The 24,248-nt window shown below is 70.6% G+C and carries 21 protein-coding genes; 6 read left to right on the top strand and 15 right to left on the bottom strand.

All coding sequences use genetic code 11. The annotated features are described in order from the left end of the window. Positions 1-11: 11 nt before the first annotated feature. Complete coding sequence (locus tag OG456_RS06880) at positions 12-1,250, top strand: cytochrome P450 (protein WP_266558247.1); 1,239 nt, start codon at positions 12-14, stop codon at positions 1,248-1,250. Positions 1,251-1,310: 60 nt separating this feature from the next. On the opposite strand, the gene OG456_RS06875 is transcribed toward OG456_RS06880, so the two are convergent. The 3 genes from OG456_RS06875 to OG456_RS06865 form a co-directional block, all read right to left on the bottom strand. Continuing rightward, positions 1,311-2,048, bottom strand: a complete 738-nt coding sequence (locus OG456_RS06875; RefSeq protein ID WP_266558245.1) for a Sir2 family NAD-dependent protein deacetylase — start codon at positions 2,046-2,048, stop codon at positions 1,311-1,313. 69 nt (positions 2,049-2,117) lie between these two features. After that, complete coding sequence (locus OG456_RS06870; protein ID WP_266558243.1) at positions 2,118-2,615, bottom strand: NUDIX hydrolase; 498 nt, start codon at positions 2,613-2,615, stop codon at positions 2,118-2,120. A gap of 44 nt (positions 2,616-2,659) precedes the next feature. Beyond that, complete coding sequence (locus OG456_RS06865; RefSeq protein ID WP_266558241.1) at positions 2,660-3,721, bottom strand: ADP-ribosylglycohydrolase family protein; 1,062 nt, start codon at positions 3,719-3,721, stop codon at positions 2,660-2,662. A 259-nt stretch (positions 3,722-3,980) separates the two neighbouring features. Between OG456_RS06865 and OG456_RS06860 the strand changes: the two genes are divergently transcribed. Together OG456_RS06860 and OG456_RS06855 are read left to right on the top strand one after the other, a co-directional pair. Then, positions 3,981-5,132, top strand: a complete 1,152-nt coding sequence (locus OG456_RS06860; RefSeq protein ID WP_266558239.1) for a glycerate kinase — start codon at positions 3,981-3,983, stop codon at positions 5,130-5,132. Positions 5,133-5,170: 38 nt separating this feature from the next. Next, on the top strand, positions 5,171-5,347 hold the full coding sequence (locus tag OG456_RS06855; RefSeq protein WP_266558237.1) for a hypothetical protein: 177 nt from the start codon (positions 5,171-5,173) through the stop codon (positions 5,345-5,347). Positions 5,348-5,405: 58 nt separating this feature from the next. Here the strand turns inward: OG456_RS06855 and pssA are convergent, their stop codons facing one another. From pssA to OG456_RS06810, 9 genes are all read right to left on the bottom strand, one after another. Beyond that, entirely contained in the window at positions 5,406-6,260 is an 855-nt protein-coding gene (gene pssA / locus OG456_RS06850; protein WP_266558235.1) for a CDP-diacylglycerol--serine O-phosphatidyltransferase, read from the bottom strand. Further along, positions 6,247-6,903: a phosphatidylserine decarboxylase gene (locus OG456_RS06845; RefSeq protein WP_100591521.1), complete on the bottom strand. Its 657-nt coding sequence runs from the start codon at positions 6,901-6,903 to the stop codon at positions 6,247-6,249. The genes pssA and OG456_RS06845 overlap by 14 nt, the downstream gene beginning before the upstream one ends. Positions 6,904-7,073: 170 nt before the next feature. After that, complete coding sequence (locus tag OG456_RS06840; protein WP_266558231.1) at positions 7,074-8,279, bottom strand: acyl-CoA dehydrogenase family protein; 1,206 nt, start codon at positions 8,277-8,279, stop codon at positions 7,074-7,076. A gap of 2 nt (positions 8,280-8,281) precedes the next feature. Further along, positions 8,282-8,794: a MaoC family dehydratase gene (locus OG456_RS06835; RefSeq protein ID WP_266558229.1), complete on the bottom strand. Its 513-nt coding sequence runs from the start codon at positions 8,792-8,794 to the stop codon at positions 8,282-8,284. A 5-nt stretch (positions 8,795-8,799) separates the two neighbouring features. Continuing rightward, entirely contained in the window at positions 8,800-9,765 is a 966-nt protein-coding gene (locus OG456_RS06830; protein ID WP_227298185.1) for a CoA ester lyase, read from the bottom strand. Further along, on the bottom strand, positions 9,762-11,810 hold the full coding sequence (locus tag OG456_RS06825) for a protein meaA (protein WP_266558226.1): 2,049 nt from the start codon (positions 11,808-11,810) through the stop codon (positions 9,762-9,764). The genes OG456_RS06830 and OG456_RS06825 overlap by 4 nt, the downstream gene beginning before the upstream one ends. Before the next feature lie 21 nt (positions 11,811-11,831). Beyond that, a complete protein-coding gene (ccrA, locus tag OG456_RS06820) occupies positions 11,832-13,169 on the bottom strand; it encodes a crotonyl-CoA carboxylase/reductase (RefSeq protein ID WP_266558224.1) in 1,338 nt (445 codons plus the stop codon). Positions 13,170-13,924: 755 nt separating this feature from the next. Further along, positions 13,925-14,755 carry a TetR family transcriptional regulator gene (locus tag OG456_RS06815; RefSeq protein WP_266569098.1) on the bottom strand — a complete coding sequence of 277 codons (831 nt, stop codon included), beginning with the start codon at positions 14,753-14,755 and terminating at the stop codon, positions 13,925-13,927. 127 nt (positions 14,756-14,882) lie between these two features. Continuing rightward, complete coding sequence (locus tag OG456_RS06810; protein WP_266558222.1) at positions 14,883-16,688, bottom strand: 3-hydroxyacyl-CoA dehydrogenase family protein; 1,806 nt, start codon at positions 16,686-16,688, stop codon at positions 14,883-14,885. Between the two features lie 354 nt (positions 16,689-17,042). Here OG456_RS06810 and OG456_RS06805 point away from each other — a divergent pair, with 354 nt between their 5' ends. Beyond that, the gene (locus OG456_RS06805) at positions 17,043-17,642 is read left to right on the top strand and encodes an adenylosuccinate lyase (protein ID WP_266558220.1); all 600 of its coding nucleotides are present in this window, start codon (positions 17,043-17,045) and stop codon (positions 17,640-17,642) included. Here OG456_RS06805 and OG456_RS06800 read toward each other — a convergent pair. From OG456_RS06800 to OG456_RS06790, 3 genes are all read right to left on the bottom strand, one after another. After that, positions 17,632-18,201: a GNAT family N-acetyltransferase gene (locus OG456_RS06800; protein WP_266558218.1), complete on the bottom strand. Its 570-nt coding sequence runs from the start codon at positions 18,199-18,201 to the stop codon at positions 17,632-17,634. The genes OG456_RS06805 and OG456_RS06800 overlap by 11 nt on opposite strands. A gap of 59 nt (positions 18,202-18,260) precedes the next feature. Further along, on the bottom strand, positions 18,261-19,835 hold the full coding sequence (locus tag OG456_RS06795; protein WP_266558216.1) for an alpha/beta hydrolase: 1,575 nt from the start codon (positions 19,833-19,835) through the stop codon (positions 18,261-18,263). A gap of 135 nt (positions 19,836-19,970) precedes the next feature. Further along, positions 19,971-21,017, bottom strand: a complete 1,047-nt coding sequence (locus OG456_RS06790; protein ID WP_266558214.1) for an Rv2578c family radical SAM protein — start codon at positions 21,015-21,017, stop codon at positions 19,971-19,973. A 143-nt stretch (positions 21,018-21,160) separates the two neighbouring features. Here OG456_RS06790 and OG456_RS06785 point away from each other — a divergent pair, with 143 nt between their 5' ends. Next, complete coding sequence (locus OG456_RS06785) at positions 21,161-21,604, top strand: SRPBCC family protein (protein WP_266558212.1); 444 nt, start codon at positions 21,161-21,163, stop codon at positions 21,602-21,604. Positions 21,605-21,843: 239 nt separating this feature from the next. Beyond that, entirely contained in the window at positions 21,844-24,195 is a 2,352-nt protein-coding gene (locus OG456_RS06780) for an MFS transporter (RefSeq protein WP_266569097.1), read from the top strand. The last annotated feature ends 53 nt before the right edge of the window (positions 24,196-24,248 follow it).

Here is a 24,248-nt window from a genome sequence, read left to right as displayed (position 1 = left end):
GAGGACTCGCCATGACGCAATCCTTGCTGCACCAGATCCTGGACTACGCCAACCGCGCCAACCCGTACCCGATCTACGAACAGCTGCGGAAGACGCCGGTGCACCACGACGACGGCGGGCCGTACGTCATCAGCACCTACTACGAGATCCGCAGCCTCCTGCACGATCCTCGGATCAGCTCCGACGCCCGCAATCTGGCCTCGACCGCCGGCGACCCGCTGGCCGAGCCGGCCCAGGAGGAGGAGAGCGCCCTGCCGCCCGGGTTCCTGCGCCTCGACCCGCCGGAACACGACCGGCTGCGACGTATGACGAACCGGCCCTTCGGCCCGCCGCACTCCCCCCACCGTGTCGACGGGATGCGCGGAGAGCTCCACGACATCGTCTCCGGCCTCGTCGACGGCATCGGTGACCCGGGCCGGATCGACCTGGTGGAGCAGTTCTCCTACCCCTTCCCGGTGACCGTGATCTGCCGGCTCCTCGGGGTGCCGCGCGAGGACGAGTCGCGCTTCCACACCTGGGCGGACACGATCGCCGCGAGCCTGGACCCCGACCCGGACGCGGACCCCACCGAGCGGGGCAAGGGCGCGAACGACGCCCGGATGCAGTTGGGCATGTACCTGGCCGGCCTGATCGAGGAGCGCCGCAAGAATCCCGGCGACGACATGCTCTCCCAGCTGGCGACGGCCAAGGGCGAGGACGGCTCGATGACCACGATGGAACTGCTCAGCACCGCGGCGCTGCTGCTGATCGCGGGGCACGAGACCACCGTCAACCTCATCACCAACGGAATGCTGACCCTGCTGCGCCATCCCGACGTCCTGCAGCGGCTGCGCGAGGATCCGCGGCTGGCCGTGCCCGTCGTCGAGGAGTTGCTGCGCTTCGAGCCGCCGGTGCAACTGGTGCCACAGCGCACCACCCTCGCCGACATCGAGGTCCGCGGCGTCACCATCCCGAAGGGCGCCTCCCTCTGGCTGGTTCTGGCGTCCGGCAACCGTGACCCCCAGCGTTTCGAGGACCCGGACCGCTTCGACCCGGACCGCCCGGACAACCAGCATCTCGGCCTGGGCAGCGGCATCCACAGCTGCTTCGGCGCACCCCTCGCCCGGCTGGAGGCCCAGTTCGCCCTGGCGGAACTGGCCCGGAGGCTGGAAAACCCACGTCTGCTGGAGGACCCGCCCCCGTACCGGCAGAACGCCGTGCTGCGCGGGCCGCGGCATCTGCACATCTCCTGCGACGGGATCCGCCCCTAGGGGCGGATCGTTCGGATCACGCCGGGCTCGCGGGGTCCGGCCCGATCCAAACGAAAGACCCTAGGGGCACTCCACGCCGAGCTGGCGCAGCAGCTTCGGCAGCGCGGTGCCGATGGGCTCGCGGATGACTTCGTCGGCCAGTTCGTCGTACGGCGTCGCCTCGGCGTTGACGATGACGAGCCGCGCCCCGTGATCCGCGGCAACACCGGCGAGCCCGGCGGCGGGCTGCACCTGAAGACTGCTCCCCACGGCGACGAACACCTGACACGCCTTGGTGATCGCCACGGCCTCACCCAGCACCACCGGATCGAGCCGCTCCCCGAACATCACGGTCGCCGACTTGAGGATCCCCCCGCACGTCAGGCACGGCGGATCGTCTTCCCCAGCCTCGACCCGGGCGAGGGCGTCCTCCATGGGCCCACGCGCATGACAGCCGGTACACACGAAACTCCGTACGGAGCCGTGCAGTTCGAGGACCTTGCGGGCGGGCATCCCGGCGAGCTGGTGCAGCCCGTCCACGTTCTGCGTGATCACCCGCACGGGTACACCGGCCCGCTCCAGATCGGCGACGGCCCGGTGCGCGCCGTTCGGCTCGGCGGCAAGGGTCCGGTTCTTCCGCCGCATCTGCCACGACCGTCGCCGGATCTCCGGATCCCCCATGTAGTACTCGTACGTGACGAGCTTCTCGGCCTCCGGGTCACGCCGCCACAGACCGTTCGGCCCGCGGTAGTCCGGGATCCCGGAGTCCGTGGAGATGCCTGCACCACTGAGAATCGCGACGAGAGGCTGCGTGCTCATGCCGCCGAGGGTAGGCGCCCCGCCGGTGGAACCGCGAGGCGATATCGGCGTCCGCCGGGCGAGGCCGCGTCAGGCCACGCGGTTGCCGTCCTCCAGCTCGGCCGTGCCCTCGCCCGTCGTGAGCACGTCGAGCGCCGCCAGAACGCGCCGTCCGAGCGAGCCCGACAGATGTTCCGGCAGGTCGGCGCGGTGCACGAGGCGCCAGGAGAGCAGTTCCTCCTCCTGGAGCCTGATCGCCTTGAAGCGGTCCTCGTCCAGGACTCCGCCGTCGTAGAGATACGCCACGAGCGGCGGTCGCGCGGCCGTGCGGGACACCCAGTCGACCGCGAGCAGCCGGCCGAGCTCCACGTCGAGGCCGATCTCCTCGGCCGTCTCGCGCCGGGCCCCCTGGCGCGGGGACTCACCGGTGTCGGATTCGACGGTGCCGCCGGGCAGCGCCCACCCGTCGCGGTAGTTCGGCTCGACGAGCAGCACGCGCCCCTCGGAGTCACGGAAGAGCGCGGCGGCGCCGCACAGGACACGGGGGAGACCCGCGATGTACGCGGCGAACTCGGCGGAGGCAGTCATGCGGGAAGCCTAGCGACCCTGTGCCGGGGCCTGCGTCCGCCGGGCTACGCCTCGGCCAACTCGACCGTACGCGCCGCGAGTTCGCTGATCCGCGCGCCGTCGAACCCGAACACCGCGCTGCGCACCCGGTCCTCCAGCGGGTCCTTCCACTGCGCCGGGATCGCCGCCGCCCCGCACAGCACACCGGCCACGGACCCGGCCGTCGCGCCGTTCGAGTCGGTGTCCAGCCCGCCGCGCACCGTGAGTGCGAGGGTGCGGGTGAAGTCCCCGTCGCCGTACAGGAGCCCGGCCGTGATGACGGCCGCGTTCGGGACGGTGTGGATCCAGCCGAGCCCGGCCGTCTCCTCCTCCAGCGTGGCCAGTGTCTCCTCCCAGCTCAGCCGCGACTCGTGGAGCGTCGCCGTGCGGCGCACCGTGCGGGCCAGTCGGCTGCTCGCGGGGATCACGGTGAGCGCGGTGTCGAGCGCCGCGCGCGGGCCCGGAGCCGTGAACGCCGCCGCGACGAGCGCCGCCGCCCACATCGCCCCGTACACGCCGTTGCCCGTATGGGACAGGACCGCGTCGCGGCGGGCCAGGGAGGCGGCGCGACGCGGGTCGCCCGGGCAGGTCCAGCCGAAGACGTCGGCACGGATCAGCGCGCCGATCCACTCCTGGTACGGGTTGTCGTACGTCGCGGTGAGCGGCGGCTTCAGCCCGTTCGCGAGATTGCGGTACGCCGCCCGCTCCGCTGTGAACGTCTGCAGATACGGCAGCCTCAGCAGCCACAGATCACCCACCTGTTCTGTGGAGAAGGCGAAGCCGTGCGTCTCCAGGAGGTGCAGGCCGAGGATCGCGTAGTCCACGTCGTCGTCCCGGCAGCTGCCGTGGATCCGCCCGCGCACGCACCGGCGCCACTCGGGGCGCAGCGCGAGGCCGTCGGACTCGTCGGCCGGCTCGGGCAGATAGTCGGTGAGCGGCAGGGCGGCGGCCCGCCGCAGGTAGCCGTCGATGCGCGCCCGGGTCCAGTGCTCGCCCTGTTCCACCGGCTTGCCGAGCATGTTGCCGGCGATCCGGCCGAGCCAGCCGCCGAGCACCCGGTCCTGGAGGTTGCTGCCCACTGGGGTCATGCCCTTGGTGTACCCGATGAGGGGGCGTGTCGGGGCGAGGCGTTCCGCAGTGGGCGCCGGACCGTTCGCACCGCGCCCGGCTGATCGATCATTTCCGCGCTCAAGTCACCCCGCTATGAGGGGGAATATCAAGACTTATAGCCCGGGCGTGCCGTTTCGCGGACCGGACAGCCATGGGCAGCGGCCCCCACCTCCGGTTAAGGTCGCAGCGGCGCGACTGCCTTGCGCGAGCAAGGCGCGAAAGCAAGGGGAATGCAAGGTGGCGGACGCTGGAGTGACGGCGGAGCGCGTGCTCATCGCCGCGGACAAGTTCAAGGGCTCGCTCACGGCCGTGCAGGTCGCCGAGCGGGTCACGGCCGGCCTGCGGCGGATCGCGCCCGGCGTGACGGTCGAGTCCGTGCCCGTCGCGGACGGCGGGGACGGCACGGTGGCCGCGGCCGTGGCGGCCGGTTTCGAGCGCCGCGAGGTACGGGTCACCGGGCCGCTCGGCGACGAGGTCACGGCGGCGTACGCCCTGCGCGACGGCACGGCCGTCGTCGAGATGGCCGAGGCGTCCGGGCTCCAGCTGCTGCCCGAAGGCGTCTTCGCGCCGCTGACCTCGACCACGTACGGATCCGGCGAACTGCTCGCCGCGGCGCTCGACGCGGGCGCCCGCTCCATCGTGTTCGGCGTGGGCGGCAGCGCCACGACCGACGGCGGCGCCGGAATGCTGGCCGCGCTCGGCGCCCGCTTCCTGGACGCGGACGGCAAGCCCGTCGGCCCGGGCGGCGGGCCCCTCGCCGACCTGGCCACGGCCGATCTCTCGGGGCTCGACCCGCGCCTGGCCGACGTGGAGATCGTCCTCGCCAGTGACGTCGACAACCCGCTGACCGGCCCGAAGGGCGCGCCCGCCGTGTACGGCCCGCAGAAGGGCGCGACGGCGGACGACGTCGCCACCCTGGACGCGGCGCTGGCCCATTTCGCGCGGGTCCTGGCCGAGGCGATCGGCCCGAAGGCACTCGAGTACGCCGAATCGCCCGGCGCCGGAGCCGCCGGCGGCATCGGATACGGCGCCCTCGTGGGCCTCGGAGCGAGCTTCCGGGCCGGGATCGAGGTCATGCTCGACGTGCTCGGCTTCGCGCCCGCGCTCGCCCGCGCCACCCTCGTCATCACCGGCGAGGGCTCCCTCGACGAGCAGACGCTGCACGGCAAGGCACCGGCGGGCGTCGCCGCGGCGGCCCGCGCGGCGGGCATCGAGGTCGTGGCGGTCTGCGGCCGCCTCGCCCTCCCTCCAGAGGCCCTGGGCCGCGCGGGCATCCGCCGCGCCTACGCCCTCACGGACGTGGAGCCGGACGTGGCCCGCTGCATCGCCGAGGCCGGCCCGATCCTGGAGACGGTGGCGGAGCGGATCGCCCGCGACTTCCTCGTGTGACAGGTGACGCCTGACGCCTGACGCGCGCCGGGGTGAGGGTGACTCCCACTCCGGCGCGAGCCGGTACGCGTCGAGGGCAGGGTCATCTCGTCACGGGCCAGGTGGGCCTCGGCGGGGTGTCCGCGGCCCTGGACACGCTCCGCCGGCCCGACGACCACGTGAAGGTCCTGGTACGCCCAGGCCTGCCCGGCACCGGCCTGCACCCCGCGCCCTGAGACAGGCGAAGGGCCCCGAACCAAGCGGTTCGGGGCCCTTCGGAGGTACGGGTACCGGTTACGGCAGCTGCGCGGCGCGTGCCTCGCGGCGGTTGTCCCGGAAGTTGTTCACCCTCCGGGCCGTCGCGAACAGCGGGATCACGGCGCCGAGGACCAGCTGGAGCGCGCAGCCCGTCTGGAGCAGCAGCTGGCCGCCGGGGGCGTCGAACGCCCAGGCCGCCAGGAGCCCCATCGCCGCCACGATCCACCCCAGCATCGCGACCGCGAGCGGACCGCGCGGCTTCGGGTACTCGACGCGGCTCACCATCAGCCAGGCCGTCCCGATGATCGCGAGGACCGTGGCCACGAACGGCAGCTCGAGGAGCACGATCGACACGACCGTGAGCGCCCCGAAGGGGCTCGGCATGCCCTGGAAGGTGCCGTCCTTGACCGTCACGCACGAGAATCTCGCGAGTCTCAGCACGACGGCCAGGAGCACCACGATGGCGCCCACCGCCGCGACCCGCTGATGCGCGTCGTCCGCGACCATGCCGTACACGAGGACGAAGTAGGCGGGCGCGAGGCCGAAGCTGATGAGGTCCGAGAGGTTGTCCAGCTCGGCGCCCATCGGCGACGAGCGGAGCTTGCGCGCCACCAGGCCGTCGAACAGGTCGAAGATCGCCGCGGCCAGCATCAGGATCACGGCCGTGGCCGCGCTGTGCCGGGCCATGCCGGAGTCGTTGCTGCCCTGGATGTGCGGGATCAGGATGCCGGTGGTGGTGAAGTACACCGCCATGAAGCCGCACGTGGCGTTACCGAGCGTGAGGGTGTCCGCTATCGACAGGCGCAGTGAAAGCGGCACTTCCTCCGCTTCGTCAGCCTCCTCGGCCTCGGGCACCCACCCGGCCTGCGTCTCTGGATCAGTCACGGTCAATGCGAGTCACCCCAGCCACGGTCTTCTGCCCGACCTCGAGCGCGACCTCGACACCCTCGGGGAGGTAGATGTCGACGCGCGACCCGAAGCGGATCAGACCGATGCGCTCGCCCTGCTCGAGCTTGGTGCCCTGCGGGACGTACGGGACGATCCGGCGGGCGACCGCACCGGCGATCTGCACCATCTCGATGTCGCCGAGCTCGGTGTCGAAGTGCCAGACAACGCGCTCGTTGTTCTCGCTCTCCTTGTTGAACGCCGGGACGAACCCGCCGGGGATGTGCTCCACGGACGTCACCGTGCCCGCGAGGGGCGCGCGGTTGACGTGGACGTTCAGCGGGCTCATGAAGATCGCGACCCGGGTCCGCCCGTCCTTCCACGGCATGATGCTCTGCACCACGCCGTCGGCCGGGGAGATGACCCGGCCGGGGGCGATCTCACGCTCGGGGTCGCGGAAGAACCACAGCATGCCGGCCGCCAGAGCGGTGGCGGGTACGGCTACTGCGGCGGCCTTCTTGGAGCGACGCGAACGGGCCAGGCTCAGGGCGGCTGTGGCGACGGTCGGCAGGAGCCACGGCGATGCTCCGCGCGCAATGCGTCCTCCGAGGACGCCGTCGCGTGGTGCAGAGGTTTGGCTGTGGGGCATGGATGACCTTCGTAGCGGATGATGCCGCGCTCTGTACGGGGGACGGCGGCTTTTCCGGGATGCTATCGGTTGCGAGCCACAACTGGGCAAGCCAGGAAGCTGAGTCGGCGGCTGAAGAGTGCTGACAGGGTGTGATGTTCTTCTCGAACAAAACACCCTGTAGCGGACATTCAGCCCTGGAATCGATACTCCTCGAGCAGGCGGCGGCCAATGATCATTTTCTGGATCTCGGCCGTACCTTCACCGATGAGCAGCATCGGTGCCTCGCGGTAGAGACGCTCGATCTCGTACTCCTTGGAGAAGCCGTAGCCGCCGTGGATCCGGAAGGCGTCCTCGACCACTTCCTTGCAGTATTCGGAGGCGAGATACTTCGCCATTCCTGCTTCGAGGTCGTTTCGTTCCCCGGAGTCCTTTTTGCGTGCTGCGTTGACCATCATCGCATGGGCGGCCTCGACCTTGGTAGCCATCTCCGCGAGCTTGAACTGGATGGCCTGGTGCTGGGCGATCGGCTTGCCGAAGGTGTGGCGTTGCTGGGCGTAGGAAACCCCCAGCTCAAACGCACGCTGCGCGACGCCGCAGCCACGTGCCGCGACATTCACGCGGCCGACTTCGACTCCGTCCATCATTTGGTAAAACCCTCGGCCGGTCTCGCCGCCGAGTACCCGATTGGCCGGAATGCGCAGTCCGTCCATGATGAGTTCGGTCGTGTCGACGCCCTTGTAACCCATCTTGTCGATCTTCCCCGGGATCGTGAGGCCGGGGCAGACCTCTCCGAAGCCGGGCTCCTTCTCGACGAGGAAGGTCGTCATCGACTTGTGGGGCGCCGTACCCTCGGGGTGTCCTTCGTCACTCTTGACCAGAACGGCCACCAGAGACGACGAACCGCCGTTCGTCAGCCACATCTTCTGGCCGTTCAGGACGTACTCGTCCCCGTCCTTCACCGCCTTCGACGAGATCGCCGACACGTCGGAGCCGAGCGCCGGCTCCGACATCGAGAACGCGCCGCGCGTCTCGCCCAGCGCCATGCGCGGCAGGAAGTGGTCCTTCTGCTCCTGCGTGCCGTGCTGCTTGAGCATGTACGCCACGATGAAGTGGGTGTTGATGATGCCGGAGACGGACATCCAGCCGCGGGCGATCTCCTCGACGCACAGGGCGTACGTGAGAAGGGACTCGCCCAGGCCCCCGTACTCCTCGGGGATCATCAGGCCGAACAGGCCCAACTCCTTGAGGCCGTCGACGATCTGCTGCGGGTACTCGTCGCGGTGCTCCAGCTCGGTCGCGACCGGGATGATCTCCTTGTCCACGAAGTCGCGGACGGTGGAGAGGATCTCCTGCTGGACGTCGGTGAGACCGGCGGTCTGGGCGAGTCGCGCCATGGCTACTTCTCCTGCTGCTTCAGTTCGGGACGGCCCGGCTGCTCGCCGCCGCGCTCCTTGATGTACGTCTCGGTGGGGACCATCACCTTGCGGCGGAACACGCAGACCAGCGTGCCGTCCTGCTTGTAGCCCTTGGTCTCCACGTAGACGATCCCGCGGTCGTTCTTCGAGCGGGAGGGCGTCTTGTCGAGGACCGTCGTCTCGCCGTAGATCGTGTCGCCGTGGAAGGTCGGCGCCACGTGCTTGAGCGACTCGACCTCCAGGTTGGCGATGGCCTTGCCGGACACGTCCGGCACCGACATGCCGAGGAGCAGCGAGTAGATGTAGTTCCCCACGACGACGTTCTTGCCGAAGTCGGTCGTCTTCTCCGCGTAGTTCGTGTCCATGTGGAGGGGGTGGTGGTTCATCGTCAGGAGACAGAAGAGGTGGTCGTCGTACTCCGTGACGGTCTTTCCGGGCCAGTGCTTGTAGACCGCGCCGACCTCGAACTCTTCGTACGTGCGTCCGAACTGCATGGTGCTCAGGCCTCCGGGGCTTCGAACTTGGAGGTGCGCTGCATGCCCGCGGCGCGGCCCTTGCCGGAGATGACGAGGGCCATCTTGCGGCTGGCCTCGTCGATCATCTCGTCGCCCAGCATCGCCGAGCCCTTCTTGCCGCCGGCCTCGGACGTGCAGAAGTCGTACGCGTCCAGGATCAGCTCGGCGTGGTCGTAGTCCTCCTGCGAGGGCGAGAAGATCTCGTTCGCCGCGGCGACCTGGTCCGGGTGCAGCACCCACTTGCCGTCGAAACCGAGGGCCGCGGCGCGCTTCGCGACCGCCTTGTAGCCCTCCTGGTTGCGGATCTGCAGGTAGGGGCCGTCGATCGCCTGGAGGTTGTTGGCGCGGGCGGCCATCAGGATCTTCATCAGGATGTAGTGGTAGGCGTCGGCGTCGTAGCCGGGCGGCTGCTCGCCGACGACCAGGGACTTCATGTTGATGGAGGCCATGAAGTCGGCCGGGCCGAAGATGATCGTCTCGACGCGCTGGGAGGCCGTCGCGATCGCGTTGACGTTGTTGAGGCCCTGCGCGTTCTCGATCTGCGCCTCGATACCGATCTTGCCGACCTCGAAGCCCATCGTCTTCTCGATCTGCGTGAGCAGCAGATCGAGCGCGACGATCTGCTGCGCGTCCTGGACCTTCGGCAGCATGATGCAGTCGAGGTTCTGGCCCGCGCCCTCGACGACCGTGACGACGTCGCGGTACGTCCACTCGGTCGTCCAGTCGTTCACGCGCACCACGCGCGTCTTGCCCGTCCAGTCGCCCTCGTTCAGGAACTTGACGATGGTGTGCCGCGCCTCCGGCTTGGCGAGCGGCGCGCAGGCGTCCTCCAGGTCCAGGAAGACCTGGTCCGCGGGCAGACCCTGGGCCTTCTCCAGGAAGCGGGGGTTCGATCCCGGGACCGCGAGACACGAGCGGCGGGGACGGAGACGGTTGATGGGCGCGGTCATGCGGGGACCTCCAGAGGGTCGAGCTGGTTCGCTTGCCGGATCTCGTCGACGATACGTCCGATGATCTCCGTGATGCCGAAGTCCTTGGGGGTGAAGACGGCGGCCACGCCCGCGCGCTTCAGGTCCTCGGCATCGCCGTTGGGAATGATGCCGCCGACGATCACCGGGATCTCGGCGGCGCCCGCCTCGCGCAGCCGGTCGAGGACGTCGGGCACGAGCGCGGCGTGCGACCCGGAGAGGATCGACAGGCCGACGCAGTGCACGTCCTCGGCGAGCGCGGCGGACACGATCTGTTCGGGCGTGAGCCTGATGCCCTGGTAGACCACTTCGAAGCCCGCGTCACGGGCCCGGACGGCGATCTGCTCGGCGCCGTTCGAGTGCCCGTCGAGGCCCGGCTTGCCGACCAGGAGGCGCAGCTTGCCGCCGAGCTCGTCGCCGGTGCGGCGGACCTTCTCGCGGACGAAGGCGAGCGGCGTGCCCTCCTCGGCGGTGACGGCGACCGGCGCGGACGAGACGCCGGTGGGCGCCCGGAACTCGCCGAAGACCTCGCGCAGCGCCTCGGACCACTCGCCGGTCGTGACCCCGGCGCGGGCGCATTCGAGGGTGGCCTCCATGAGGTTCTCCGTGCCGGCCGCGGCCTCCTTCAGGCGTTCCACGGCCTGCTGGGTGGTCGGGTAGTGGAACGGGTCGCCCATGCCCTGCCGGTCGCTCGACTCCTGGCGCGTGGTGCGCCACTCGTCGATGGCCCGCACGACCCGCGACTCGACCTGGTGATCCACCGTCATGATCGCGGCGTCCAGGTCGGCGGTGAGCGGGTTCGGCTCGGTCGACTCGTGGATGTTCACGCCGACGATCTTCTCCTCGCCGCCCTCGATCCGTGCCCGTCGCTCGGCGTGCGAGGAGACGAGCTGCGACTTGAGGTAGCCGGACTCGACGGCGGCCATCGCGCCGCCCATCTCCTGGATCCGCTCGATCTCGGCGAACGAGTCGGCGACGAGCTCGTCGACCTTCTTCTCGATGACGTGCGATCCCGCGAAGATGTCCTCGTACTCCAGCAGGTCGCTCTCGTGTGCGAGGACCTGCTGGATGCGCAGGGACCACTGCTGGTCCCAGGGGCGGGGCAGGCCGAGCGCCTCGTTCCAGGCAGGGAGCTGGACGGCGCGGGCACGGGCGTCCTTGGACAGCGTCACGGCCAGCATCTCCAGGACGATGCGCTGGACGTTGTTCTCCGGCTGCGCCTCGGTCAGGCCCAGGGAGTTGACCTGGACGCCGTAGCGGAAGCGGCGTTGCTTCGCGTTCTCGATGCCGTATCGCTCGCGTGTGATCTGGTCCCAGATCCGCCCGAACGCCCGCATCTTGCACATCTCCTCGATGAAGCGGACACCCGCGTTCACGAAGAAGGAGATGCGGGCCACGACGTCCCCGAACTTCTCGGCGGGGACCTGCCCTGAGTCGCGTACGGCATCGAGAACGGCGATGGCGGTGGACATCGCGTACGCGATCTCCTGGACCGGTGTGGCCCCCGCCTCCTGGAGGTGGTAACTGCAGATGTTGATCGGGTTCCACTTCGGCATGTGCCGGACCGTGTACGCGATCATGTCCGTCGTCAGCCGCAGGGAGGGACTCGGCGGGAACACGTGCGTGCCCCGCGACAGGTACTCCTTGACGATGTCGTTCTGCGTCGTGCCCTGGAGCTGGGTGATGTCCGCGCCCTGCTCCTCGGCGACGACCTGGTAGAGCGCCAGGAGCCACATGGCGGTGGCGTTGATGGTCATCGAGGTGTTCATCTGCTCCAGGGGGATGTCCTGGAACAGCCGGCGCATGTCACCGAGGTGCGAGACCGGCACCCCGACCCGGCCGACCTCGCCGCGGGCGAGGATGTGGTCGGGGTCGTAGCCGGTCTGCGTCGGCAGGTCGAAGGCGACCGACAGACCCGTCTGGCCCTTGGCGAGATTGCGCCGGTACAGCTCGTTGGACGCCTCAGCCGTGGAGTGACCGGCGTACGTGCGCATCAGCCACGGCCGGTCCTTCTGGCGCTCAGTCATGTTCCGCTACTCCTTGGGGGTTCAGATGTTGCGGAAGCGGTTGATGGCGTCGATGTGCTGGGCGCGCAGTTCCTGGTCGCGGACGCCCAGGCCCTCCTTCGGGGCCAGCGCGAGGACGCCGACCTTGCCCTGGTGGAGGTTGCGGTGCACGTCGTAGGCGGCCTGGCCGGTGTCCTCGAGGGAGTACACCTTCGACAGCGTCGGGTGGATCTTGCCCTTGGCGACCAGGCGGTTCGCCTCCCACGCCTCGCGGTAGTTGGCGAAGTGCGAGCCCACGATCTTCTTGAGGGACATCCACAGGTAGCGGTTGTCGTACTCGTGGTTGTAGCCGGACGTCGAGGCGCAGGTGACGATCGTGCCGCCCTTGCGGGTGACGTACACGGAGGCGCCGAAGGTCTCGCGGCCCGGGTGCTCGAAGACGATGTCGACGTCCTCTCCGCCGGTCAGCTCGCGGATGCGCTTGCCGAAGCGCTTCCACTCCTTGGGGTCCTGGGTGTGCTCGTCCTTCCAGAACTTGTAGCCCTCGGCGTTGCGGTCGATGACCGCTTCGGCGCCCATGGCCTCGCAGATGGCGGCCTTCTCCGGGCTGGAGACGACACAGATCGGGTTGGCGCCGCCGGTCAGCGCGAACTGCGTGGCGTACGAACCGAGTCCGCCGCTGGCGCCCCAGATCAGGACGTTGTCGCCCTGCTTCATGCCCGCGCCGTTGCGCGAGACGAGCTGGCGGTACGCCGTGGAGTTCACCAGGCCGGGGGCCGCGGCCTCTTCCCAGCTCAGGTGGTCCGGCTTCGGCATCAGCTGGTTGGACTTGACGAGCGCGATCTCGGCGAGGCCGCCGAAGTTCGTCTCGAAGCCCCAGATGCGCTGCTCGGGGTCGAGCATCGTGTCGTTGTGGCCGTCCGAGGACTCCAGCTCGACGGAGAGGCAGTGCGCGACGACCTCGTCGCCGGGGTTCCAGGCGTTGACGCCGGGACCGGTGCGCAGCACGACGCCCGCGAGGTCGGAACCGATGATGTGGTATGGCAGGTCGTGGCGCTTGGTGAGCTCCGACAGGCGTCCGTAGCGCTCCAGGAAGCTGAAGGTGGACACCGGCTCGAAGATCGAGGTCCAGACCGAGTTGTAGTTCACGGAGCTGGCCATGACGGCCACGAGCGCCTCGCCCGGGCCGAGTTCGGGGACCGGCACGTCGTCCAGGTGGATCGACTTGCGGGGGTCCTTGTCCCGGGTGTCGAGGCCGGCGAACATCTCCGTCTCGTCCTTGTGCACGGTGATGGCGCGGTACGACTCGGGGAGCGGCAGAGCGGCGAAGTCGGCGGAGGTCGACTCCGGCGACTGAATCGCGTCCAGGATTTCCTTCACGGTATTGCCTCCGGCGATGCGTCCCAGGGGGACGTTGAGGGGTACGTCGGGGTGGAGAGCTGCTGTGTTGGGTGAAGAGGTGCCGTCGGTTCGGCGGGGGTGTTGCTACGGCAGCGCTTGGTCGGCGCGAGAAGTTTGCCTGTGACGCAGGCGTCCGGGCGCACTCGCCACGGTTTGGGGTGGCTTGCGGGGACAGCCGACGTACGGAAGTTCTCTGTACGCCGGCCGCCCGGACACATTCAACGTATGGCACCGCGTGCCAGTCGGCAAGACACTGGGTGCCACAAGTTTTTGAGCGATGATCGATCAGTGCAGGTCAGAGGTGGTACGGCCCGGTGGCACCGGAGGTCATCGACGGCCCTGAACTGCGTCTCGGAGGCCCCGGAGGGGGTCCACAGGGCCTCCGAGGGGCCTCCGGGAGGCCGGGGCGACGCGGGGCGAGATGCGGCGAGAGGGCGGCGGGCGGGTCGCGGTCGCGCACCTTGTGGCCGGATAGGGGTTCGGTCTTGGCCGGCCGGTGGGGGACCGCCGCCGCCCTCAGGAAGCCGCGCGCGCCGCGCGCGCCGGACGGCCCGCCGGGGCGGCGGCGCTCGGCGAGTGGAAGCCCGCATCCGGGAGCGCCGGGGAGTGCCGCGTCCGCTCGCCGACGGGCCCCCTCTCCCGGGAGCGTCGCGGAGTGCCGCGTATGCGGGTTTCCCTGGGTGGGCGTCAACAGCCCCTGGTTCCCGCGGAGTTCAGAAAATTCCTGGCGGAGACTAGCCGCGGTCCCGCAGCGCCTTCTCGATCGTCCCCATGATCTCGTCCAGCGGCGTGTCGGTACGCGCCACGGTGACCAGGACGTCGCCTCCGGTGCTCACCGAGGCGGCGGGTGTGGTGGCGGTGGCGGTGTCCCGGCCTGCGCCGATGCCCGTACCGAACGTCTTGCGGACGATCGCGAAGGCGTGGTCGAGCTGATTCTCGACGTCGCCCTGGCCGCCGGCCCGCAGCCAGCGCCGCAGCACGTGGTTGTGGGCGGTGACGACGGCGGACGCGGCGACCTCGGCGAGCAGCGGGTCGTCATTGCCGTGCTGGTGGGCGTGCTCGTCGAAGTGGCCGAGGAGATAGCGGGTGAACAGCCGCTCGTAGCGGGCCACCGAGGCGATCTCGCGCTCGCGCAGGGTGGGTACCTCGCGCGTGAGGCGGTAGCGCTCCACCGACACGGCGGGCGACGCCGCGTACATCTTCATGACTTCCTTGATGCCGCGGCACACCGTGTCGAGCGGATGCTCGTGCGCGGGCGCCGCGTTGAGGACCGCCTCCGCCCGGATCAGGGTGTCGTCGTGGTCCGGGAAGATCGCCTCTTCCTTGGAGCGGAAGTGACGGAAGAAGGTCCGCCGCGCGACCCCCGCCGCCGCCGCGATCTCGTCGACCGTCGTGGCCTCGTAGCCCTTCGTCGCGAAGAGCTCCATCGCCGCGGCCGCCAGCTCCCGGCGCATCTTGAGCCGCTGGGCGGCGGCGCGGGACCCCGCGGCGCTCTCCGGAGCGTCGGGCGTGGGCGTCGTACGGGAGGACTTGGCGGCCTTGGACATGCCATGAACGTACTGCATATGCGCGGTGGCGTGCGCCCGAGCGGGGTTCCCCCCGCCCGGGTCCCGGGCGGGGGGTGTGAGGCCGGGCGGCCGGAGCAGCCCGCCCCAGTCCGTGGGGCGGGCGGTGCCGCTGCCCGTGGGCCGGTCAGCGGCGGGCATATTCGCGGAAGCCGCGGCCGGTCTTGCGGCCGAGGCAGCCCGCGGCCACCAGGTGCTCGAGCAGCGGCGCGGGGGCCAGGCCCGGGTCGCGGAACTCGCGGTGCAGGACCTTCTCGATGGCCAGCGAGACATCGAGGCCGACCACGTCCAGGAGCTCGAAGGGCCCCATCGGGTAGCCGCCGCCGAGCTTCATCGCGGCGTCGATGTCGTCGAGCGTCGCGTAGTGCTCCTGCACCATCTTGATCGCGTTGTTCAGGTACGGGAACAGCAGCGCGTTCACGATGAAGCCCGCGCGGTCACCGCAGTCCACCGGGTGCTTGCGGATCTTCGTGCACACCTCGCGGACGGTGGTGTGCACGTCGTCGCCGGTCAGCACGGTCCGCACGACCTCGACGAGCTTCATCGCAGGGGCCGGGTTGAAGAAGTGCATGCCGATCACGTCCTGCGGGCGCGAGGTCGCGCGGGCGCAGGCCACGACGGGCAGGGACGAGGTCGTGGTGGCCAGGACCGCGCCCGGCTTGCACACCTTGTCGAACGTCGCGAAGAGCTGCTGCTTGATCTCCAGGTCCTCGGCCACGGCTTCGAGGGCCAGGTCGACGTCGGAGAAGGCGTCGTACGAACCGGCCGGAGTGATCCGGTCCAGGGTCTGCGCCGCCGCCTCGGCGGTCATGCGGCCCTTGTCGACAGAACGCGAAAGAGACTTGCCGATACGGGACTTGGCCTTCTCGGCCTTCTCCTCGCTGCGTGCGGCGAGCACCACGTCGTAGCCCGCCTTCGCGAAGACCTCCGCGATGCCGGACGCCATGGTGCCGGAGCCCGCGACGCCGACCGAGCGGATCGTGCGCGCGCCGGCCACGACCTCGCCCGTGAGCGGGGTGAGCGCGTCCCGCACCACCTCGGAGCTGCCCGGTTCCGTGTACGTGTAGAAGCCGCGTCCCGACTTGCGGCCGGTCAGACCCGCCTCGCTGAGCTGCTTGAGGACGGGCGCCGGCGCGTGCAGGCGGTCGCGGGACTCGGCGTACATGGCCTCGAGGACCGTGCGCGCGGTGTCGATGCCGATGAGGTCGAGCAGCGCGAGGGGACCCATGGGCAGGCCGCAGCCCAGCTTCATGGCGGCGTCGATGTCCTCGCGGGAGGCGTACTTGGTCTCGTACATCGCGGCGGCCTGGTTGAGGTAGCCGAAGAGCAGGCCGTCGGCGACGAAACCGGGCCGGTCGCCCACCGCGACGGGCTCCTTGCCCAGTTCGACGGCGAGATCGGTGACCGCCGCGACGGCCGTGGGCGCGGTGAGCACCGACGAGACCACCTCGACGAGCTTCATCGCGGGCGCCGGGTTGAAGAAGTGCAGCCCGAGGACGCGCTCGGGGCGGGCCGAGTCGGCGGCGAGCCGCGTCACGGACAGGGCGTTCGTACCGGTCGCGAGGATCGTCTCGGGCCGCACGACGGTGTCGAGCTCCCGGAAGATCTGCTGCTTGATCTCGTACGACTCCGGAGCCACCTCGATGACGAGGTCGGCGTCGGCCGCGGCCTGGAGGTCCGTAAAGGTGCGGAAGCGGGCGAGGACGTCGCGCCGCTCGTCCTCGGTGAGGCGCTCGCGGCGCACCGCACGCGCCGTCGAGGCCTCGAGCGCGGCGACGGCCTGCGCGGCCGCGGCCTCGCTGACGTCGATACCGATGACCTCACGGCCGGCGCGGGCGAGCACCTCGGCGATGCCGGTGCCCATGGTGCCGAGGCCGACGACCGCGACGGTCGGGAGGGTGGCCGGGGATGCGGGGGACAGGGGAGCGTCCATCTGAGGACTCCAGGAGGGAGGAGTGACGACTGAGGGGCACACGCGGATACGCCGACGGGCGCACGGAGTGCGGGAATCCGAGCCCGGACGCGACGCACACAGGCGTCCGGTGAATCGGTGAAAGAGAGATCCGGCGGGCCCTGTCCCGGGGCCGCGCCGTACTGCGGTACCTGAGGCACCGAACCGACTGACACTCTCGGCGGCTGCGTCACCAGGCCGCCAGGAGTGGGGTGCGGGGAGTGTGCCCCGCTCAATTGAGGCTAACCGGCGAGTAACGAGCGCGCCAGTCCTCGGCGTTCATCAGTCTCTGTGATCTACGTCGCGGGGGCCCGGGGCCTGTCTACGCTGGACCGCATGGACGAAGAGTTGCGATCGGTCACGGAGCGCTTACGGGCCGAGTCGGGCGCCTCCCCCCTTCTCGACCGCCTCGCGGCGACCGGCGACGTCGACGAGCTCGCGGCCCTGCTGACCGAGCCCGGGCAGCCGCTGTGGGCCCGGGAGCTGGCCGCGTACCGCCTCGGAGTGGCGGGGGACCGCCGGGCCTTCGAGGCGCTCGTCCTGCTCCTCAACCACCGCGACCCGGCACGCTGTGCCACCGCCGCGCACGCTCTGGCCGCGCTCGGCGACCCGCGCACCGCACGCGCGGCCGCCGCGCTCGCCACGAACGAGCTGCGGGTCGCGTACGCGCTGCACCCGGTGCGGCTCCTGGCCGCACTGCGCGCTCCCGAGTCCGCGCCGGCGCTGATCACCACCCTGGAGCGGCGCCTCGGCCCCCGCGATCCGTACCGCGCGGTCGCGCTCGCGTGCGTGGAGGGACTCGGCGGCCTCGGGGACGCCCGCGCCCGGCCGGTCCTGACCGCGGCCCTCGCCCACCCGGTGCTCGCCGAGGCCGCGGTGCGCGCGCTCGCGCGACTGCCCGAGCAGCGTGAGAGCCCGAGCGGCGTCAGAGACTGACGGCGCGCACGTAGCGCACTTCGGGTACGAGTTCCCCGTCCGCCTCGTACGGCTCCTCGGCGCCGTCCGGGGTGAACCCGGCGCGCTCGTAGAACCCGCGGGCGCGGGTGTTGCCCTTGACCACCCACAGGCGTATCCGCTCGTAGCCGGCGTCGGCGCAGCGGTCCAGGCAGCTGTGCAGGAGGGTGCGGCCCACGCCCGTGGACAGCTGGCCGTCATGCACGTATATCGCGTACAACTCGGCTTCCCCGGGCGGGAGATCGTCGTCGCGGGACGGGCCGTGACAGGCCCAGCCGACGATGTCGCCGGCGCGTTCGGCGACCACGTTCACCACCGGCGAACCGGCCCGCGCGAGACGCTCGCGGCGGCGTGCCGCGTCCTCCTCGATGCTCAGCGCGGCCAGAAAGGACGCGGGCATCAGGCCCGCGTACGCCGTCCGCCAGCCGCGGATCCGGATCCCGGCCACCGCCTCGCAGTCGGCGTCGGCCATGTCCCGGACGCGGATCTCCGCCGCCGGGACCGAAGCAGGGGCGGTGTCGTGGGTCCGAGGGGTGCTCATGCGCCCATCGTGACCCGGCGGACACCGCCCCGGCCAGGGTGTGCATCAAAGTGAAGCGCTCAGCCGCGGAAGCCCATCAGCCCGTGCAGGCGCACACCGCGTGTCGGGGGCGGACCGGCGGCGCCCTTCTTCGTGAGCGGCTTCGGCTCCGGCTGCTTCTTGCACGTCGCGTCCGCCTCGCCGCTGCCGCGCGGCACCTTCCCCGTCCGCAGATAGTCGGCCAGGTACCGGTCCAGGCAGGCGTTCCCGCTCAGGCTGACGCCGTGGTTCTCGCCGCCCTGCTCGACCACCAGGCTGGAGCCGCGCAGCTCGCGGTGGACGGCGACCCCGCCCTCGTACGGCGTGGCCCCGTCCTCGGTGGCCTGGAAGAGCAGCGCCGGCGGCAGGTCGTCGTTGGACACGTCCGGCGGGTCCAGCCGGCTCGTCGGCCAGAACGCGCACGGCGCGTTGTACCAGGCGTTGTTCCAGGTGGAGAAGGGGGCCTTCTCGGCCGCCTGCCAGTTGTCGTCGCGCCACTGGTTCCAGTCGCGCGGCCACCGGGCGTCGCGGCACTGCACGGCCGTGTAGACGCTGTAGCCGTTGTCGCCCGCGGCGTCGACAGCGCCCAACTTCTTGTACGCCGCGACCAGCGGGGCCGGGTCCTTGTCCTTCACGTACGCCGCGAACGCCTCGGCCAGATAAGGCCAGTAGCCGTTGAAGTAGCCGCCCGGCAGGAAGGTGTCCTCCAGCTCGGCGGCACCGACCGTCTTGCCCGCCGGCTTCTTCTGCACGGCGTCGCGCATCGCGTACCACTCGGCCTCGACCTTCGCCGGGTCCTTGCCTAGCTTGTACGTCGCGTCGTGCCGCGCGACCCAGGCGAGGAACGCCTGGTGGCGGGCGTTGAACGCGTGGTCCTGCCCCAGGTTGTCGTCGTACCAGACCCCGCCCGGGTCGACGATCGAGTCGAGCACCAGGCGCCGCACGCGCTGCGGGTAGAGCTTGGCGTAGACGGCGCCCAGGTAGGTGCCGTACGAGTAGCCGAAGTAGTTGAGCTGCCGCGCGCCCAGCGCCGCGCGGATCGCGTCCATGTCCCTGACCGTGCTCACCGTGTCGAAGTACGGGAGTACGTCCGCGTACTTCGTGGTGCACGCCTTCGCGAACGCCTGCGCGCGCTCGAGGTCGGCGCGCTCGATCGCCGGGGTGGACGGCACGCTGGGCGGGCGCACGGTGGCGAAGTGCTTGGGCCGGCAGTTCAGGGCCGGTTTGCTCTTGCCGACGCCGCGCGGGTCGAAGCCCACGACGTCGTACTGGGCGGCGACGCTCTTCGGCAGCTCGCGTGCCACGAAGCCCGCCAGCGACAGGCCGCTGCCGCCGGGGCCGCCGGGGTTCACCAGGAGCGGGCCCTGCGACGTCTTCGCGGTGTGCCGGACCCGGGACAGGGCGAGCGTGATCTGCTCACCGCCGGGCCGGTCGTGATCGAGCGGCACCCGTACCGAGGAGCACTGGAGCTTCGGGTAGTTCTTGGTGCCGCACTCCTTCCAGTTGAGGGTTGCGTGCTGGACGGAAAGGGTCGGGGCCGCGGCGGCCGGTGCCGCGGTGAGCATGCCGGCCACCATGGTGGCGGCGCCGCACACGGCGGCTGCGCTTTTCTTCATCGGGCCTCCCAGGACGGAGGGTTCGGGGCCGCGAGCGCGCGGCCCCCGCGGCATGGTCCCCGAATCCATGCCGGGAACGTCCTGTTCTGCAAAGAGTTGACCCGATTGGCGTGTACGTGTCCGGGAGCCGCGCGATCAGAGAAGAGTGAGCTGGGTGGCCGCGGGGGCGGGCTCCGGCCCCTGGCGTGCGCGCAGCCGTCGCGGGCCCTCCGCGCGCGAGGGGCCGATGCCGAACTCCTCTGCCAGCTCGTGCACCTGACGGGTGATCCGGCGCTGGTACCACTTCGGCGCGTAGGCGCCCTCCGCGTACAGCCGCTCGTAGCGCCGCACCAAGTGCGGGTGGTGCTGCCCGAGCCAGGCCATGAACCACTCGCGCGCCCCGGGCCGCAGATGCAGCACGAGCGGGGTCACGGAGGTCGCGCCGGCCGCCGCGACGGCGCGTACGGTCTCCCGCAGTTGCCCGGGGTGGTCGCCCAGGAACGGGATCACGGGGGCCATCAGGACGCCGCAGCCGATGCCGGCCTCGCCGAGGGCGCGGACGACGTCGAGGCGGCGCTCCGGCGCGGGCGTGCCCGGCTCGACGGTGCGCCACAGCTCGCGGTCGACGAAGCCGACGGACACCGAGACGCCGACGTCGGTGACCTCGGCGGCCTGCCGCAGCAGGTCGAGGTCGCGCAGGATCAGCGTGCCCTTCGTGAGGATCGAGAACGGGTTCGCGTAGTCCCTGAGCGCCTCGATGATCCCCGGCATCAGCCGGTAGCGCCCCTCCGCGCGCTGGTAGCAGTCCACGTTCGTGCCCATCGCGATGTGCTCGCCGTGCCAGCGGCGCGAGGCCAGGTGGCGGCGCAGCAACTCCGGCGCGTTCACCTTCACGACGATCTGGCTGTCGAAGCCGAGGCCCGTGTCGAGGTCCAGATAGCTGTGGGTCTTGCGGGCGAAGCAGTAGACACACGCGTGCGTGCATCCCCGGTACGGGTTGACCGTCCACTCGAACGGCATGCGGGAGGCGCCGGGCACGCGGTTCACGATCGATCTGGCCCGGATCTCGTGGAAGGTGACGCCTGCGAATTCAGGCGTGTCGAAAGTGCGGGTCGTCACGGTGTCCGCGCCGAACAGCGCGGCGTCCGTGACCCTCCCTGTCGGGATTTCAGCCGGATTCTCCGTGAGGTTCTCCCAGCGCATGACGCCTCCTAGCTAGCACTGGGCACAGAATAGAACACATGTTCCCTTGATCGTGCGACCCCGATTTTGGCGGCCGATGCGGAGGGTGGTTGGCTTGGGCTCTCTCTCGAACACCGAGAACACCGACTGCTGGAGGAAGTGCCATGGCGCAGGTCGAGGCCATCACGGAGCGGGTCATCGCCGCCAAGCCGGACGACGTATTCGACGCGCTCGCCGACTACAGCGGCACGCGCGCGAAGCTGCTGTCCGAGCACTTCAGCGAGTACGAGGTCCGCGAGGGCGGCGACGGCGAGGGGACGCTCGTCCACTGGAAGCTCCAGGCCACCAGCAAGCGGATCCGCGACTGTCTCCTCGAGGTCAGTGAGCCCACCGACGGCGAGCTCGTCGAGAAGGACCGCAACTCCTCGATGGTCACCACCTGGCGCGTGACCCCGTCCGGCGAGGGTGCCTCCCGCGTCGTCGTCAGCACCGTGTGGAACGGCGCGGGCGGCATCGGCGGCTTCTTCGAGAAGACCTTCGCCCCCAAGGGCCTCGGCCGCATCTACGACGAGGTCCTCGCGAAGCTCGCCGCCGAGGTGGAGAAGTGACCCCGATGTAGTGCTCACCGTTTCGAGTGGTTTTCCGCTCGCGCGCGGTTGTACGCCGTAGGGCTCCCACCGGCGCATTCGCGCCCGGAACCCGCCGGAGCCGCCGCTCGTCGCGCTTGCCCGCAGTTGTCGCGTAATGCGAGAAATATGCGGCGCAGGCGCGACGAGGGGAGCGACAGGTGGGCACGACGACGCTGGTGACGAGTGAGCCGGGGCCGGTGCCGGCGACGGAACCGACCCTGCACCCCGATCCCCAACCGGCCGTGGAGCAGCGGCAGTTCCCCGACCACGGCCTCAGCCCGAGCCGGGTCCGGATGGTCTTCTTCGGACTCATGCTGGCGCTGCTGCTGGCCGCGCTCGACCAGATGATCGTCGCCACCGCCCTCCCCAAGGTCGTCGGCGAGCTGCACGGCCTGGACAAGATGTCCTGGGCGATCACCGCCTATCTCCTGACCGCCACCATCGGTCTGCCGATCTACGGCAAGCTCGGCGACCTCTTCGGCCGCAAGGGCGTCTTCCAGTTCGCCATCGCCGTCTTCGTCGTCGGCTCCGCGCTGGCCGGCTGGTCGCGCGACATGGACGAACTCATCGCGTTCCGCGCCGTCCAGGGCATCGGCGCCGGCGGTCTCATGATCGGCGTGCAGGCGATCATCGCGGACATCGTGCCGCCCCGCGAACGCGGCCGCTACATGGGCCTCATCGGCGCCGCGTTCGGCCTCGCGTCCGTCGCGGGCCCGCTGCTCGGCGGCTACTTCACCGACCACCTCACCTGGCGCTGGTGCTTCTACATCAACGTGCCCTTCGGGCTGGTCACGCTCGCCGTCGTCACCGTCGTGCTCAAACTGCCCCGCCCCAAGGCCAAGGCCAGGCTCGACGTGCTCGGGGCCCTCCTGCTCGCGACGGCATCGACCTGCCTGGTGCTGCTGACCAGTTGGGGCGGCACCGAGTACGCGTGGGGTTCGCGCGTCATCCTGGGGCTCGCCGCCGGAGCGGCCGTGACGGCCGTGCTCTTCCTCGTCGCCGAGCACTTCGCCGCCGAACCCATCATCCCGCTGCGGCTGTTCCGCGACCCCGTCTTCAACATCACCGGCCTGGTCGGCATGGTCATCGGCATCGCCCTCTTCGGAGCGGCCAGTTACCTGCCGACCTTCCTCCAGATGGTCGACGGCGCGAGCGCCACCGAGTCAGGGCTGCTCATGCTCCCGATGATGGGCGGCATCGTCATCGCCTCGGTCGTCTCCGGCCAACTCATCAGCCACACCGGGCACTACAAGATCTACCCGATCCTCGGCGGGGCCCTCTCGACGGTGGGCATGTGGCTCCTGTCCCGCCTCGAAGTGGACACCCCGCGGCTGCACTACAGCCTCTACATGGCCGTACTCGGCGCGGGCATCGGCCTGATCATGCCGGTCCTGATCCTCGCCGTGCAGAACGCCGTACGCCCCGCCGACATCGGCACCGCGACCAGCGCCAACAACTACTTCCGGCAGATCGGCGGCAGCGTCGGCGCCGCGATCTTCGGCACCCTCTTCGCCGACCGGCTCGCCGACGCACTCGCGGACCGGCTGCCCAAGGGGGCGGGCCTGCCCGACCCGGAGTCCATCACCCCGCAGCTCGTCCACGCCCTGCCGCCCGCGCTGCGCGACGGCTACATCCAGGCGTACGCCGACGCGATGCCCCGGATCTTCCTCTACCTCGTGCCGGTGCTCGTCCTCGGCCTCGTGATCGCCTTCTTCCTCAAGGAGACACCCCTGTTGTCCAGTGCCGCCCCCCACAGCGCCCCGAGCGGCGAGACCACCGCGGTCCCGTCCCAGTCCCGGACCCCGTACGGAGCCGGCGTGCCGGTCTGCGGCATCGTCCAGCACTCCGACGGGACCGCGGTGCCGCGCGCCGCCCTCACCCTCATCGACGTCGGCGGCCAGCAGATCGGGCGCGGCGCGAGCGGCGACGACGGCCGGTACGCCCTGTCGACGCCCGGCTCCGGAAGTTACGTCCTGATCGCGGCCGCGGGCGGACACCAGCCCCAGGCCGTGACCGTCACCGTGGGGGAGCGGCCCGTCGACCTCGACGTCGTCCTCGGCGGCGCCGGGCGGCTCGCCGGGAGCGTACTGACCGCCGACGGCGCGCCCGTGCGCGATGCCACCGTCACCCTGACCAACGTCCACGGCGAGGTCGTCGCCACGACCCGCAGCGGGCGCGAAGGCAGCTACGTCATCACGGAGTTGGTGGCCGGCGAGTACACGCTCGCCGGGAGCGCGCCGGCGTTCCGCCCCGCCGCGCTCCCCGTCACCGTGATGGCCGCGCGCGAGACCCGCCAGGACGTCGAACTCGCGGGCGGCGCCGTGCTGCGCGGCACGGTCAGGGCCGGCGGCGGCCGCCCCGTCGAGGACGCGCGCGTGACCCTCCTCGACGCGGCGGGCAATGTCGTCGACACCCTCACGACCGGTAGCGACGGCACGTTCCGCTTCGTCGACCTGTCGTCGGGCGAGTACACCGTGATCGCGGCCGGTTACCCGCCGGTCGCCACGGTGCTGCACATGGCGGGCGGCGGCCGCACGGAGCGTGACCTGCAACTGGGCCACGAGGACTGAGCGTTGGGGGCCGGGCGGCGCGCCCGGCCCCGGCGCGCCGCGCCCGTTCAATT

It is taken from the genome of Streptomyces sp. NBC_01446, assembly GCF_026340095.1.
Classification (GTDB): domain Bacteria; phylum Actinomycetota; class Actinomycetes; order Streptomycetales; family Streptomycetaceae; genus Streptomyces; species Streptomyces aureus.
This window is presented reverse-complemented; position numbering and strand designations above follow the sequence as displayed.